This window comes from Nisaea sp., assembly GCF_034670185.1.
Taxonomy (GTDB): domain Bacteria; phylum Pseudomonadota; class Alphaproteobacteria; order Thalassobaculales; family Thalassobaculaceae; genus Nisaea.
Window position 1 is genome coordinate 284,811 of sequence record NZ_JAXMNY010000002.1, and the last position, 14,377, is coordinate 299,187.

At 60.6% G+C, this 14,377-nt stretch carries 13 protein-coding genes; 1 reads left to right on the forward strand and 12 read right to left on the reverse strand.

The features are described 5' to 3' along the window. Positions 1-17: 17 nt before the first annotated feature. Both VOI22_RS11010 and VOI22_RS11015 read right to left on the reverse strand, forming a co-directional pair. Complete coding sequence (locus VOI22_RS11010) at positions 18-635, reverse strand: DsbA family protein (protein ID WP_323796533.1); 618 nt, start codon at positions 633-635, stop codon at positions 18-20. Between the two features lie 126 nt (positions 636-761). Further along, positions 762-1,313 carry a DUF721 domain-containing protein gene (locus tag VOI22_RS11015; RefSeq protein WP_323796534.1) on the reverse strand — a complete coding sequence of 184 codons (552 nt, stop codon included), beginning with the start codon at positions 1,311-1,313 and terminating at the stop codon, positions 762-764. Between the two features lie 60 nt (positions 1,314-1,373). Between VOI22_RS11015 and mutY the strand changes: the two genes are divergently transcribed. Beyond that, positions 1,374-2,432 (forward strand): A/G-specific adenine glycosylase, encoded by a 1,059-nt coding sequence (mutY, locus tag VOI22_RS11020; RefSeq protein ID WP_416366248.1) that lies wholly within the window; start codon positions 1,374-1,376, stop codon positions 2,430-2,432. 19 nt (positions 2,433-2,451) lie between these two features. Here mutY and VOI22_RS11025 read toward each other — a convergent pair whose 3' ends face one another. From VOI22_RS11025 to VOI22_RS11070, 10 genes are all read right to left on the reverse strand, one after another. Then, the gene (locus VOI22_RS11025; RefSeq protein WP_323796536.1) at positions 2,452-3,183 is read right to left on the reverse strand and encodes a DUF3137 domain-containing protein; all 732 of its coding nucleotides are present in this window, start codon (positions 3,181-3,183) and stop codon (positions 2,452-2,454) included. 371 nt (positions 3,184-3,554) lie between these two features. Beyond that, complete coding sequence (locus tag VOI22_RS11030) at positions 3,555-4,136, reverse strand: LemA family protein (protein WP_323796537.1); 582 nt, start codon at positions 4,134-4,136, stop codon at positions 3,555-3,557. A gap of 137 nt (positions 4,137-4,273) precedes the next feature. Next, positions 4,274-5,284 (reverse strand): DUF3137 domain-containing protein, encoded by a 1,011-nt coding sequence (locus VOI22_RS11035; protein WP_323796538.1) that lies wholly within the window; start codon positions 5,282-5,284, stop codon positions 4,274-4,276. Between the two features lie 10 nt (positions 5,285-5,294). Then, positions 5,295-6,881 (reverse strand): bifunctional phosphoribosylaminoimidazolecarboxamide formyltransferase/IMP cyclohydrolase, encoded by a 1,587-nt coding sequence (purH, locus tag VOI22_RS11040; RefSeq protein ID WP_323796539.1) that lies wholly within the window; start codon positions 6,879-6,881, stop codon positions 5,295-5,297. Between the two features lie 70 nt (positions 6,882-6,951). Next, entirely contained in the window at positions 6,952-7,884 is a 933-nt protein-coding gene (locus tag VOI22_RS11045; protein WP_323796540.1) for a DMT family transporter, read from the reverse strand. Between the two features lie 95 nt (positions 7,885-7,979). Continuing rightward, positions 7,980-8,870 (reverse strand): folate-binding protein, encoded by an 891-nt coding sequence (locus VOI22_RS11050; protein WP_323796541.1) that lies wholly within the window; start codon positions 8,868-8,870, stop codon positions 7,980-7,982. 96 nt (positions 8,871-8,966) lie between these two features. After that, complete coding sequence (locus VOI22_RS11055; protein WP_323796542.1) at positions 8,967-10,697, reverse strand: ABC transporter ATP-binding protein; 1,731 nt, start codon at positions 10,695-10,697, stop codon at positions 8,967-8,969. Positions 10,698-10,704: 7 nt separating this feature from the next. Beyond that, a complete protein-coding gene (locus VOI22_RS11060; RefSeq protein WP_323796543.1) occupies positions 10,705-11,643 on the reverse strand; it encodes an ABC transporter permease in 939 nt (312 codons plus the stop codon). A gap of 3 nt (positions 11,644-11,646) precedes the next feature. Continuing rightward, on the reverse strand, positions 11,647-12,621 hold the full coding sequence (locus VOI22_RS11065) for an ABC transporter permease (protein ID WP_028466450.1): 975 nt from the start codon (positions 12,619-12,621) through the stop codon (positions 11,647-11,649). 88 nt (positions 12,622-12,709) lie between these two features. Continuing rightward, positions 12,710-14,278: an ABC transporter substrate-binding protein gene (locus VOI22_RS11070; protein ID WP_323796544.1), complete on the reverse strand. Its 1,569-nt coding sequence runs from the start codon at positions 14,276-14,278 to the stop codon at positions 12,710-12,712. Positions 14,279-14,377: the final 99 nt, after the last annotated feature.

The window sequence follows — 14,377 nt, forward strand, 5'->3', positions numbered from 1 at the left end:
ATGTTGCGGAGAGCGCCCTAGAGCGCGTCCGCAATCGCCTCCTCGAAGGACTCAAAGCTGAACACATCGTCCAGCTTGCGTCCATTCATGAGGAAAGACGGGGTCGACTTGATGTCGTGATCCTTGGTCGCAGCGAGACGCTCGTTCAGGATGTAATCCAGCAACTTCTCGTCGGTCATGCATTCCTCCACACGCGCTTCGGAAAGCCCGGCGAGCCTGCCCAGCTTGACCAGTTCGGTGAACGGATTGTCGCCGCGCGCCCAATCGGCCTGCTTCTTCATCAGCAGATCGACCATGGCGACATAGCGTTTGCCGTCGAGGCAGCGGGCCATGGCGGATGCACGCAGCGCCCACTGGTCTAGCGGGAAATCCTTGAACTCGATCTTCACCTTGCCGGTATCGACATAGGCTTCCTTCAGCTTCGGAAGTACTTCGGTGTGGAATCGGGCGCAGTGCGGGCAGGTCATTGAGAAATACTCAACGATGGAAACCTTCGCATCCGGATCGCCGATCACCCGCGGAGCTTTCGCCGCCTCCATGTCCACTCCGGCAGCCAGTGCCTGCAGCGGCAGCCCGGCAGTGAAGGGCGCAATCAACCCAAGACCCAACACAAGATTTAGCGTTCTACGGCGCACTATTGGCCTCCTGTTACAATATGTTGAATATTAATGCGGCTTATCCCAGTCCGCAACAATGTGACCGCACGATGCGGTTTTCCGCCCTGTGGGCGCCCTGACCGGACACTTTGCAGGCCAATCATGTCAGGAATTAGTCCGTTTCCTGGAAACCCCTTTGGCACCGGCAGCAACCACCGCCTTGCCGAGATCCTCCAGCGCCTGCCGCAGATCGTTCCTCTCGACCCCGGCGACGCTGTCTGTGACCTGTTTGACCTCTTCCGGTTTCAACGGCCGCAGCTTCGGCCGCAGGCTCTCGCGCCGTTTCGGCAGCGGGCCCTGCTTCAGGGCAATACGCGCAATGGCGCTGTAGCCGAAAACCATATTGATGCGTTCGATCAGAACCGGGATCTGATGCTGGATTTCCAGCGCCGCCGCCCCGGCAACACGCAGATGCAGCGTACCGCCGCCCGTGGCGCCTCTGGCGAAAACCATCTTTTCGGGGGCGCATTGCAGTGAGAGCACCTCACCGACGATAGCCGGCCAATCGCTGATAATGCGCGATTCGGCGAAACCGCGGCGGCGCAGCGCCTTGTCACTGAGCGTCGGCGCAACGGCGGCAAGCCGCGCAAGGCCGCCGATACGGCGGCGCCACGTTGACGGTTGTAATGTTTTGTCTGCTGCCGTCTTCTCGGACATTGCCGCGCTCCCCATGCACACTAATGTAAGGGCTCCCGCGCCTGACCCAACGGAAATAACATACACGTGACCACGCCTGAAATCCTGCCCGGCCTTCTGCTCGACTGGTACGACCGGCACCGCCGCCGTCTGCCCTGGCGCGCCGAGCCGGGAACGCAGGCCGATCCCTACCATGTCTGGCTCAGCGAAATCATGCTGCAGCAGACCACCGTGGTCGTCGTCGGGCCTTATTTCACGCGCTTTCTGGAGCGCTGGCCAAGCGTCATCGCGCTGGCCGATGCGCCGCAGGAAGACGTGCTCGCGGAATGGGCCGGGCTCGGCTACTACGCTCGCGCCCGCAACCTGCATAAATGCGCCGGCGTTGTCCGCGATCTTCATGGCGGCCGTTTCCCCGACACCGAAGACGCCCTGCTGGAGCTGCCGGGAATCGGCACCTACACCGCCGCCGCCGTCGCCGCCATCGCCTTCGGCATCCCGGCAACGCCCGTGGACGGCAATTTCGAGCGGGTGATGGCCCGGATGCATGCGGTAGAGACACCGCTGCCCGATGCCAAACCGGAACTGAAACGCCTCTCCGCCGCGCTCACTCCACAGCAAAGGCCCGGCGACTACGCCCAGGCAGTAATGGATCTCGGTGCCACCATCTGTACCCCGCGCAAACCGAAATGCCTGACCTGCCCGTGGAGCGCCCCCTGCGAAGCCCGCATCGCCGGGATCGCCGAGGAACTGCCGAGAAAGAAAAAGAAACCGCAGAGGCCAACCCGCAAGGGCGTCGCCTTCTGGATCGTCAACGGCCGTGGAGACATCCTGCTCCGAAGACGGCCGCAAAAGGGCCTGCTCGGCGGCATGGTGGAAATCCCGTCAAGCGAATGGCGCGAGGCGGAACACCCGCTGCACCAATCCCTCGCCGAAGCCCCGATCAAGGCGCAATGGACGGAACTGCCGGGCATGGTCCGCCACACCTTCACGCATTTCCATCTGGAGCTGATTGTCTATCGGAGCCGGGCCACAGGGACGCGCCCGCCGGACAGTTTCTGGCATCCGGTGGAGAAGATCGGCGAGGCGGGACTGCCGTCGGTGATGGCGAAGATCGCCAAGCACGCGCTGCGGCATCAGTAGAAGGCCAAGAGCGGCGCTTTCAGGTTTTACTCGTCGTCGCCAGATCCAGCTCGCGGAAAATGACCGCGATATAGTCGAGCTCTTTTTTCATCTCGTCGAGATAGGCCGGATCGGCGGCATCGCCGTTTACGCCCGGGTCCGGGAACCAGTCCCGCCGGTCATTGAAGGCAATCCAGACCTTCCCCTCATCGAAACCAAGGCTCAACTCCCGCACGGTCGGCTTCCGAAGCCGCAGCAGCCGTTCCATCATCGTCGGTGTCAACAGGTAGCGGGCTTCCACCTGATCGGTTGAATAGACAATGAAAGCGCTGTTGAAATCGTCCGACTCAAGCTCAACCCTCTCGCCGATATTCTGGAAGGCACCGGAGAACAGATTGCGGGGATGGAGATCGTTCGGCAGGACAACAGTCCGCCCATGGAACGGCTTGGGGCAATCGGCAACGATCAAACCACCCACGAACCTGTCAGACGCACGAGACCTGCGGAGAGCGCCGGTTAGGTCGAATCCGCCGACTCGGAAAGACGACCTCTTGCGGCGCTTCTTTTCGATCTTCTCCGCCTTGCAAATCTCCGTCCCCACTCCGTCGATCACGCCTTCAATATGATCCGCGATCCGGAAATCCGCCCGTGAGGGCACGAGATAGAGCTGTTCAAATCGCTGAAACGGGAACTTCTGCGCTCTCCGATCATAGAAATATCCGAGATGCTCGAACACGCAGGCCTTGGCCCGCCAGGGTCCATAGTCGGACATCCCTCTCGCCACCAAGAACATCGCCCCGAAACAGGCAAAGCCCCCCAGAATGACGAAAACCGTGAACGCTCCCTCGCCTGGCTGCATTGGCCTTTCTGTGCATTTGCCATTGATGCAGGTCTTTACGGTTCCCGTTGTCCCTGCAGGAACCGGATCATTCTCCACGATGGACGAGAAAAGAAACTTCGACAGAACGAGACAACCGAACAGCACAAGGAGAATTTGGACGATTCTCCGCCGCTTGCGGCGGTCCGTCTGCCATTTTTCAATTTCGGGGCGGATGCGGTTCCATTTCGCATTGAAGGCGTCGCGATCTTCTTCATCGGATGGAGCCACAAATGACCCTGAACCGAAACCAGGAACCGAACCGCTCACGAGCGCATCACCGAATCAACATCCACCGGCTTGCGCCATTCCGGATTATCGATCTCGTAGAAGGGCATCGTCTTCACCCTGGCAAAACCCGCGATCACGCTGCCGGGAAAGATCTCGACCGCATTGTTCAGATCGCTCACGGCTGCGTTGTAATATCGCCGCGCGGCAGAGATATGCCCTTCGACCTCTTCATAGGTTTCCTGCGCCCGTATGATCGTCGCATCGGATTTCAGGTCCGGATAATTCTCCGCCAGCGCGAAGAGGCGGCCAAGGCCGGTCTCCAGTGCCTGCGAGGCTTCAAGATGGGCGGCAAGTTCCGTTGGATCGGTCGGACTGTAGGGTTGCTGTACCTTGGCGCGAAGCTCGACGACGCGTGTCAGCAGCTCCTTCTCATGATCCATGAAACGCTGCGCCAGCTTCAGAATGTTGGGAACGAGGTCGAACCGCTTCTGCAGCTGCACGTCGACAGAGGACAGAGCCTCAAGCGCCTTGTTCTTGCGCGAGATGATCGAGGCATACCAGAAATAGAGACCGATAAAGATGATGGCCGGCACGCCGTAGACGATCATTGGATCCATCGAAAGACCTCCCCCAAAGGGTCAAAAAACTGCGGCACACTCCTGCGGGGAGAAGCATGCCGCCGACGTATCAGTCTATGAGCTATTATCCGGAATGTGCAGCCACGGAATGCCTCTGGCCCAACTTTAGGCTGTCCTTAAACCCGGCTGGACGCCCCGAGGTTCAGCTCCCGCAGGATCGCGCCGACATATTCCAGATCCTCCCTGATATCATCCAAATAAGCCGGGTCGGTCACCTCCCGCCCCATACCCGGATCCACGAACCATTCCCGTCCGTCGTTCATGGCGATATGAATCTTGCCGCCCGAGAAACCGATGCCGACCTCGGCTCGGAATATCGATCTCAGGCGCAAAATCCTATCGATCATCGATGGTGTCAGCAGATAGCGGGCTTCAACCTGATCCGTCGAGTAGGCCAGGAATGAATCGTTGAAGTCTTCGGACTCAAGCTCCACCCGTTCGCCTACTCCCTGAAAGAGTCCCGAGAGCAGTGAATGCGGCTGAAGATCCTTCGGCAGCACCGCTGTCTGACCCTGGAACGGCTTGGGGAACTCGGCGACGATCAGTCCCCCTTCGAACTTCCCGGACGACCGGGATGCTGCATGCAGGACGTTAAGCAAGTTCGCCTGATTGCCGCGCACTTCAAGCCGGTCGCCTTTTCTGGACTCCTGGAAATTCTTCGCCTTGCAAGCCATGGCTTTCACACCGGCAAAGTCACCTTCAACAATATCCGAGGCTTTGTATCTCAGATGCTCCGACAAGAGGTAGAGGCGCTCGAATTGTCGAAACGGAAACCGTTGAGCATCCTTGCTGTATCTATAACCGAGGTGCTTGAGGATGTACTTCTTGACTCGCCGGAACGGGTCTTTCGGAAGGATATGGATAAGGAGCTTGATACCGAGAAAACAACAGCCCGCCAACGCCATGAAGAAGACTGCGATTCCGCCGGATAAAATCCCCGCGAACCCTCCGAGCAGAGGGAGGATGATGCAGCCGATGAAAGTGTAGAACAGGGCGGCAGCAATCGTACCGTACCGCTGCCGTTTACGCTCCCACCCTGCGAACTCCTGCCGGAGACGCTCCAGCTCCGCACTATTTGCATCTTCGCCTTCCGTCAGGCTGGGTTCGGAAGGGGCCTCCGGTTTCATGATCCCGATCTCAGTGCCGGAAGTGACGCATCCCGGTCATGACCATCGCCAGCCCCTTCTCGTCCGCCGCCGCGATCACTTCGTCGTCCCGCATGGAGCCACCCGGCTGGATCACCGCCGTGGCACCGGCCTCTGCCGCTGACAGCAACCCGTCGGCGAAGGGGAAGAAGGCATCGGAGGCGACGACGGAGCCGATGGTGCCCGGCTCTGCCGCACCGGCGGCTTCTGCCATGTCGCGCGCCTTGGAGGCGGCGATGCGGGCGCTGTCGACCCGGCTCATCTGGCCGGCGCCGATGCCGACCGTGGCGCCGTTCTTCACGTAAATGATCGCGTTCGACTTCACATGCTTGCAGACCCGGAAGGCCATCAGCATGTCGGCCAGTTCCTGCTCGGTGGGCTGGCGTTTGGTGACGACTTTGAGGTCGGCAGCCGTCACCCGGCCATTATCCTTGTCCTGCACCAGATAACCACCGGCGACATTGCGCACGGTGCGTGCAGCAACGCTCGGGTCCGGCATGCCGTGGGTCAGCAGCAGGCGCAGGTTCTTCTTCGCCGCCAGCACCTTGCGGGCGTCTTCGTCCGCGTCCGGCGCGATGATCACCTCTGTGAAGATCTTCGAGATCTCTTCCGCCGTGGCGCCATCGAGCGTCCGGTTGGCGGCGATGATGCCGCCAAAGGCGCTGACCGTGTCGCAGGCGAAGGCGCGCTGATAGGCGGAGACCAGATCGTCACCGACGGCAACACCGCACGGATTGGCGTGCTTGATGATGGCGATGGCGGGCTGGGCGTCGAACTCGGCCACCAGCTCGAAGGCGGCGTCCGTATCGTTCAGGTTGTTGAAGCTCAGCTCCTTGCCCTGGATCTGCTCGGCATTGCCGACGCCCGGACGCGGATCGCCGCTGCTGTAATAAGCGGCGGACTGATGCGGGTTCTCGCCATAGCGCATGATCTTCGGGGCGGCGCCGGAGAAGGTGATACGGCGCGGATAGGTGTCGCCGATCTCGGCCGCCAGCCAGGTGGAAATGGCGCTGTCATAAGCGGCCGTACGGGCATAGGCGACCGACGCCAGCTTGCGGCGGAGCGCGTAGCTCGTCGCGCCCTTGTTCGTGTCCAGCTCAGCGATCAGATCGGCGTAATCTTCCGGATCGACCACGGTGGCGACATGGCCGTGGTTCTTGGAGGCCGCACGGATCATGGCCGGGCCGCCGATATCAATATTCTCGACGCAATCGTCATAGCCGGCGCCGGAGGCCAGCGTGCTTTCGAACGGGTAGAGATTCACCACCAACAGGTCGATTGGCGCGATTTCGTGCTTTTCCATCGCGGCGACATGCTCGTCATTGTCGCGCAGGGCCAGAAGGCCGCCATGAATTGACGGGTGCAGGGTCTTCACCCTTCCGTCCATGATTTCCGGGAAGCCGGTATGGTCCGCGACCTCTTTCACGGGCACACCCGCCTCGGCCAGCGCCTTGGCGGTACCGCCGGTCGAGAGGATCTCGACGCCATGCGCCGCGAGCGCCTTGCCGAGCTCTACCAGGCCGGTTTTATCGGAAACAGAGATAAGAGCGCGGGAAACGCGGACGAGATCAGCTGCCATCTTTCGGGACCCGTTCCTGTGGATGAATTGCGGAATTCGGGGCAGCTTATGCGCGGGATGGCGTCGTGGGTCAACCGGACGACTTGTCGCTGGATGGCACCGCCTGCTTTTTCAGGCGCGACTCGCGCACCGCGATATAGGTGGTGCTGACGAAGATCATCGCCCCGCCGATCCAGGTATAGAGGTCCGGCAATTCGTCAAAAATGAAAAAGCCAATGAACGCCGCCCAGATAAGTTTGCTGAAATCCACCGGCAGGACGACCGAGGCATCGGCAAGCTTCAGGGACTGGTTCATCGCGACCTGGGCAATGGTGCCGAGAACGGCGATCAGACAGAGCCAGCCCGCCTCCTCCACCGTCGGCCAGCGCCAGAAGAAACTGGCGGCGACGAGTGTGAAGGGAGACAGAAAGATAGAGGCATAAACGGTAATAGTGACGCTGGATTCGGTGCGGGTGAGGAACTTGATGATGATCAGCGCAAAAGACCAGACGATTGTCGCCGAAAGGATCAGGATCGGGCCGAGACCCACCTCGGTCACGCCGGGCTGTATGATCACCAGCGTTCCGGCAAAGCCGATCAAAATGGCGATCCAGCGCCGGATTCGCACGACTTCGCCGAGGAACAACATCGCCAGCAGGGTGGCAAAGAGCGGTGCGGTGAAACCCAGCGCCGTCGCCTCGGCCAGCGGTGTGATCGACAGGCCGTAGAAGAACATCAGCATCGCCGCCGCATTCACCGCGCCGCGCAGAAACAGCAGTTTCATATTGTTGGTGTGGAGCGGCCGGAAGCGCTGTCGAATCAGCAGCGGAGCGAGAACGAAGAGCCCAAGGAAGGAGCGGAAGAAGGCAATCTCGAACGGATGCAACTCCGCGTTCTTGCCAAGATCCCTGATGATCGCGTGCATGCAAACGAACATGGCCGCGGCAAGGGCCATGAGGAGGACGCCACGAACCGGAGCCGGCAGGCGGGCGACATAAAGTTTGAAAACAGCGAGTTTGGACACTGAAATACGCTATGCGCGCCGGTCATCTCGCACAAGCGAACAGCCGGCACAGTAATGGTGCCGCGCCGCCGCGAATTGCGGCTAGTGGTCCCGGGTCAGAAGGTTGCCCAGTCCGGCTTCACGGGGAGAACCGTACTGCCGCCAGCGCTGAGCACGGCATGCTCCAGATCCTCGAGCACATTCACCCGCAGCATGGCCAGCGCCATAGTGCCCGCGCCGGAACGGATCTCGCCGACCTCGCGGTCGTCGCGCATCACGGGCGTGCCCGGTGCGGGCATCTCGCCGTCGAGGATACGGACCGGCATCAGCCGCCGCTTCACCAGCCCGCGATATTTGGTCCGGGCCGTCAGTTCCTGGCCCATATAGCAGCCCTTCTTCCAATCAACGCCGTTCAGTTCGTCGAACCCGGCTTCCAGAAGAATAGTTTTCTCAAGCTGCATGTCCCGACTGCCGTCCGGCACGCCGAGCTTGATGCGGGCAAAATCGTACGCATCAAGCGTGCCTTCAGTGAGACTGGACGCAGTGAGGAAAGCAGCCAGCGTGTCCGTCCCGACGATTGCACGGGCGCCCAGCCCGGCATGGCGCGGATCGGCGAACACAGCGCCGCCCTCAACAGCTTTCGCCGCTCCAGCTTCGGCGTCGATCCCAAGCGCTCCGAAGGCGTCGTCCCCAGTGATGGCAAGCACCGTGAAGCGCGCGCTGACGTCCTCAAGGGTTACGTCGGAGCGCAGCTTGTAGAGCTTCAGCCGCTTCTGGAAATCAGCCAGCCGGTCGGCCTCGCAGTCCAGCAGCAGCGTGCCGCCAACCTCCGCGATCATGAAATCGAAGAGGTATTTACCCTGGGCGGTCAGGAAAGCCGCATGGATCGCCCGCTCCGGCGAAACCTTCTCGACGTCGTTGGAAATCAGCCCCTGCAGGAACTTCCGCGCATCCGGCCCGCTGACCGACAACACGCCCCTGTTCTTGAGCTCGATATATTCGGCCATGACCGGTCCCGACTTTCAAAATGATCTCATGCACAGGTGCGTCCGCGCTGCTTCTCTGTCAAGCGGCAGTCGCCCCAGCACCGATGCCCGCAGGCTTTAGTCGGCCATCTCCAGCCCGGCGATCAACTCGTGCGACAGCACTTCCAGCCTCGGCATCAGGTCGAGCAGATGCTGCGAGTATTCATGCTGCGGCTTCTCGAACAGGGTTTCGGTCTCGGCCACTTCCAGGAGTTTGCCATGCCGCATCACGCCCACCCGGTCGCACATCTGCCGGATCACCGGCAAGTCGTGACTGATGAAAAGCATGGTGAGCCCGAGTTCTTCCTGCAAATCCTTCAGCAGGTTGAGGATCTGGGCCTGGATCGAGACGTCGAGCGCGGAAGTCGGCTCGTCGCAGATCAGGAAGCGCGGACGGGTGGCAAGGGCACGGGCAATGGAAATACGCTGACGCTGACCGCCGGAAAATTCATGCGGATATTTCCGCGCCGCCTCGGCCCCGAGACCGACATGCTCCAGCAGGTCCATGACGATCTGCCGAGTTTCCGCACCGCCCGAGGCGAGGCCATGGAAACGGATCGGCTCGGCGACGATATCCAGCACCTTCATGCGCGGGTTCAGCGACGAGAAAGGGTCCTGGAAAATCATCTGCATTTGCCGCCGGTAGCGATCCATCTCCGACTCTGTCCTGACCTCGGTGAGATCGGCACCGGCAAAGTGGATATGACCGCCTGCCGGCTTGTAGAGTCCGGCGATGGCACGGGCGATGGTCGACTTCCCGCTGCCACTCTCGCCGACAAGACCGAACACTTCACCCTGACGGATATCGAAGGAAACCCTGTCGACCGCATCGAGATAGATCCGGTTCTTCTTGAGAAAAGAGAACTTGGTGAGGAAGCGAACGTGCAGGTCCTCCACACGGAGCATTGTCTCGCCGCCCGACTCCGTCTGCCCGGCGCCGAGCCAGTGTGTAGCGACATTGATACTGTCCCGCCGGTCACCGGCGCTCTCAATATATTCGACCACCGGGAACCGGGCGAGACGCACATCGGGCCGCGGCACGGCGCTGATCAGGCTCTTGGTATAATCGTGGTCGGGATCTCCAAGGATTTTTTCCGTCGGGCCTTCCTCGACAAGACGGGAGCGATACATGACCGCAACCCGGTCGGTCACATCGGCGATCACCCCCATATCGTGAGTGATCAGAATCATGCCCACGGACCGTTCCCGGCACAACTCGCGCATCAGCTCAAGGATCTGCGCCTGGATGGAGACGTCGAGCGCGGTTGTCGGCTCGTCCGCGATGATCACTTCCGGGTCCGCACAAAGAGCGAGCGCGATCACCACACGCTGGCGCATGCCACCTGAAAACTGATGCGGATACTGCTTGATCCGGAGCTCGGGATCAGGGATGCCGACACGGTCGAGCAAGCTCACGGCGCTCGCCCGCGCTTCCTCGTCGCTCTGTTTCAGATGCAGCTGGATCGTTTCCACCAGCTGCTGCTCGACGGTCTGCAGCGGGTCGAGAGAGGTCAGCGGATCCTGAAAGATCATGCCGATCCGCTTGCCGCGGATCGCACGCAACGCGTCCTCGTCCAGATTGTCGATCCGGCTGCCCTTGAGATAGATCTCGCCGCCGGCGAGGCGACCCGGCGGCTCCAGCAGGCCGATGACCGCGTTTCCGATGGTCGATTTACCAGCGCCGGATTCCCCGACCACGCCGAGGATCTCGCCCGGGTCGACCGAAAGACTCACGTCCCGAACAGCGGTGAAAACGCCCCGCCGGGTCGGAAACTCCACGGTCATATTCTTGAATTCGAGCAGGCTCATCTGGCGATCACCGGAGTTTCGGGTTGAGCGTATCGCGCAGCCAGTCGCCGAGCAGATTGACGGCGAGGACAAGCACGACCAGCGCGATGGCCGGGAAGAAGGTGATCCACCAGAGGCCGGAGAACAGGTACTCGTTTCCGACCCGGATCAGCGTTCCGAGCGAAGGCGTCGTCGGCGGCACCCCCTGCCCGAGGAAACTCAGCGTCGCCTCGGAGATGATCGCGAGCGCGAGGCCGATGGTCGCCAGCACCAGCACCGGGCGCATCACGTTCGGCACGATGTGGCGTGCCATGACGAGCGCGGGGCGCAAACCGATGACCCGGGCTGCCTGGATATATTCCTTCCTGGCCTCGACCAGCGTCGCCCCTCGGGCAACCCGGGCGAACTGCGGCCAGTCACTGAGGCCGATGGCGAGGATGACGACATAGATCGCCATTTCGTCACGCAGCTCCGGCGGCAACACGGACCGTAGAATGCCGTTTATGAGGATTGCAGTCAGGATCCCCGGAATGGTCAGCTGGATATCGGCAAGCCGCATGATAAGGGTCTCGAACCATCCGCCGACATAGCCACTGATCACGCCAAGCGCGACACCAAGAAACATGCCGAGAAACACCGAGGCAAACCCGACCAGCAAGGAAATCCGGCCACCATAAAGGATGGTCGAAAGCATATCCCGGCCCTGATTGTCCGTGCCGAGCAAGTAGGCGGGATCGCCTCCAACTTCCCAGGCGGGCGGCTTCTTGCCGTCCCAAAGCGAGATCTGCGCCGGATCGAAAGGATCGAATGGTGCAGTGAGCGGCGCACCGAAGGACGACAGCACGATCAATGCCGTGACAAAGGCCGCCGCCATGGCGATCGGGGAATGGAAAAAGGAATAGGCGATATCGTTGTCGTTCAGACGCGCCCAGAGTCCCGGTTTCTTTTCATCCTGTTGAATCGCCATGGGTTAGTGCCCTCCCTCGGCGCGCAGACGCGGATCGATGACGAAATAGAGGATATCGACCACAAGATTGATGGTGACGAAGATCAGCGCCACGAAACAGAGATAGGCGGCCATGATCGGCACATCGACGAAGTCTACCGCCTGGATGAACATCAACCCGGTACCCGGCCACTGGAACACAGTTTCGGTAATGAGGGAGAACGCGATCAGGCCGCCGATATTGAGGCCGATGATCGTGATGACGGGCACCAGCGTGTTCTTCAGCGCGTGGTTATAATTGATCCGGTTTTCCGGCAGGCCGCGCGCACGGGCGAACTTTATGAAATCGGTGCGCATGATCTCAAGCATTTCAGCCCGTACCAGCCGGAGGATCATGGTCACCTGGAAAAGACTGAGAGTGAGTGCCGGCAGAAGGATGCTGCGCCAGCCATCCACAGTCAGCAGACTTGTCTTCCAGCCACCGAGCGCGACGGTACCGGCCCGGCCGGAAGATGGCAGAACGCCCATGTTCACGGCGAAGATATAGATCAGGCTGATGCCGATAATGAAGGTCGGCAAACTGACCCCGACAAGGGAGACAGTCAGCACCGCCTTGCTGATCCAGCTGGTCCGGTTGATCCCCGTGAACACGCCGAGCGGGATACCCAGACCGAGCGCGATCAATGCAGAGACAAAGACCAGCTCCAGCGTCGCCGGGATCCGTTCGGCGATCATCTCCGTCACGGACCGCTTGGTCCGGTAGGAAAGACCGAACTCGCCCTGCAAGGCGTTTTGCATGAAGCGGGCATACTGGACGAAGAACGGGTCCTCGAGGCCAAGCACCTCGCGGATCCGCTGCCGGTCCTCAAGCGTTGCTTCCTGGCCAACCATGTTGTCGACCGGATCGCCAACATAATTGAAGAGCGAAAAGGAAATGAAGGACACCGCAGCCATGACCACAAGGGCCTGCAGCATGCGGCGCGCGATATAAGTGATCATACGTGTGAGGCTCGCCTGAAACTGTTTTTAGGTGCCCGGAAGGTTAAGGGCGGCGGATATACCGCCGCCCTCGAAACCCGGCAAGCTGTTACTGCAGTTTCGCCCAGCGGAACTGCGGCGAGTCGTTCGGAGTGATCGGAAGATCGAGCTTCGTCGACATGCCCCAGCCGATGACCTGGTGATGAATTGGCAGGTAGACGATTTCGTCCTTCACGATGCTCCATGCCTCGGCGATCATCTTGTCGCGTTTGGCGAGGTCGGTCTCGACGGCAAAGGTATCCGTCAGCTCGTCAACCCTTGCATTGGCGAAGCCGGTACCGTTCCAGCTGCCTTTGCTGTGCAGCAAGTAGCTGAAAACATAATGGGAATCGAGCGTCGGAACGCCCCAGCCCAGCATATAGAAGTCGCTGACCCGGTTTTTGATTTTCGGGAAATGCTGGCTCTTCGGAATGGCGTCGAGCTTCACCGTCACGCCGATCTTGGCCAGCATGGCCACCGCCGCCTGACAGATCTTTTCGTCGTTGTTATAGCGGTTGTTCGGGCAGTCGAGCTGGATGGTGAAACCGTTCGGATAGCCAGCGTCAGCGAGGAGGCCCTTGGCCGCTGCCGGATCAAACGGCCGCCGTGCATCGAGTTCCTTGGTGAAACCATGCACGCCCGGGGACGTGATGATACCAGCCGGGAAGGAAAGCCCCTCCATGACCACACGCTGGATCGCCGCAACGTCGAGTGCCTGGTAGAAGGCCTGGCGCACACGCTTGTCCTGGAACGGGTTCTTGCCCTTGACGTCCGAGTTGCGCAGTTCGGCGACACCCTGATCCATACCGAAGAAAATGGTCCTGATCTGGTTCACCGTCACCGTCTTCAGCTCGGCGGTGGAATCGATACGTTTCAGATCCTGCAGCGGCGGATCGAGCACGAAATCGACCTCACCGGAAAGCAGCGCCGCTACGCGGGTTGCAGCGTTCTTGATCGGGCGGTACTCGATCTTGTCGATATTGTGCTCGGCATTCGCAGCGCCCCACCAGTTCGAGTTCTTCACCAGAACCGTCAACTCATCCGGCAGGCGCTGATCGACGACGAAAGGACCGGTGCCATTGGCATTGCGGACCGCGAAGGTTTCCTCGCCAGCGGCGAAGTCCTGCGGCTCCAGAACGTTGTTCTTCTCAGCCCAGCCTTTGTCCATCATGTAAAGGTTGGTGATTTCGTTCGGCAGGATTGGATTCGGCCCATCGGTCAGAAACTGAACCGTATGGTCGTCGATGATCTTCACTTCCGTGATCGACTTGACCTGCTCCTTGAAGTCGGAGCTCTTCGCCTGTGCCCGCGTGACACTGAAGGCAACGTCTTCGGCGGTGAAGTCCGCGCCGTCGTGGAATTTCACACCCTTGCGCAGCTTGAACTCCCAGCCGGTCGCTCCCAGCGGCTTCCAGCTCTCTGCAAGCCCGGGCTCCAGAACCATGTCCCGGTCGCGCGTGACAAGCGGCTCGTAGATCTGACCGTTCATGCTGTTGGTCGGACCTTCGTTCTGGCCCATCGGGTCAAGCGTCAGGGCGTCGCCCTGGCTGGTCCAGCGCAGCACTTTCTCTGCGTGGGCGGCGCCGACTAACATCGTCGTCGACATCATCGCGGCAATCGCGATCGTGCGGATACTCATAAGGATAGTCTCCCGTCTCTGATGCACATGCGTCCCTGCGATGTCCGAAATTATTTTTTCTCTCGCCGCTTTGCGGCATTCCGGATCATCAGAGAGGAA